The sequence below is a fragment of the Halioglobus sp. HI00S01 genome, from assembly GCF_001635445.1.
Classification (GTDB): Bacteria; Pseudomonadota; Gammaproteobacteria; order Pseudomonadales; family Halieaceae; genus Halioglobus; species Halioglobus japonicus.
On the sequence record NZ_LWEE01000113.1, the window covers coordinates 1 to 227 of the forward strand.

Annotated in this window: 1 protein-coding gene; it reads right to left on the minus strand. The window is 54.2% G+C overall.

The features are described from left to right. Positions 1–227, minus strand: a 227-nt coding sequence (locus A3709_RS14865; protein ID WP_197484214.1) for a KH domain-containing protein, incomplete at both ends; no start/stop codon positions are given.

The following is a 227-nucleotide window of genomic DNA, read 5'->3' on the forward strand; positions in this document are numbered from 1 at the left end:
TCGAACGCAGACGGCTGCCCTTCTCACCAATAATGATTTTTTTCTGCCCGTCGCGCTCGACAAGAATCAGCGCGGAGATATGCACAATGCCTTCGTCGTAGGCAAACTCTTCGATTTCCACGGTCACAGCGTAGGGCAACTCGTCGCCCAACTGGCGCATGATTTTTTCGCGCACGATCTCCGCGGCAAGAAAGCGCTGGCTGCGGTTGGTAATCTGTTCTTCAGGA